This is a genomic window from Pseudomonas sp. 50_B, from assembly GCF_017491625.1.
In the GTDB taxonomy this organism is placed as follows: Bacteria; Pseudomonadota; Gammaproteobacteria; order Pseudomonadales; family Pseudomonadaceae; genus Aquipseudomonas; species Aquipseudomonas danubii.
The window spans coordinates 1-225 of the sequence record NZ_JAFGYX010000236.1; the positions used below are offsets into that span (position 1 = coordinate 1).

The following is a 225-nucleotide window of genomic DNA, read 5'->3' on the forward strand; positions in this document are numbered from 1 at the left end:
CCCTGGCGTTCGTTTTCCAGACCCTGGCCAACCGCAAGCCGGAGCTGGATTCCGGAGTCTATGCCTATGCCAAGGCCGGATTCGGCGACTACATGGGCTTCTCGTCCGCCTGGGGCTACTGGATCAGCGCCTGGCTGGGCAACGTCGGCTACTTCGTCCTGCTGTTCAGCACCTTGGGCTATTTCTTCCCGATCTTCGGCGAGGGCAACACCCCGGCCGCGGTGA

Annotated in this window: 1 protein-coding gene; it reads left to right on the forward strand. The window is 63.1% G+C overall.

The window, feature by feature from the left end:
* On the forward strand, positions 1-225 hold a 225-nt coding region (locus J5M73_RS31770; RefSeq protein ID WP_207817083.1), incomplete at both ends, for an amino acid permease.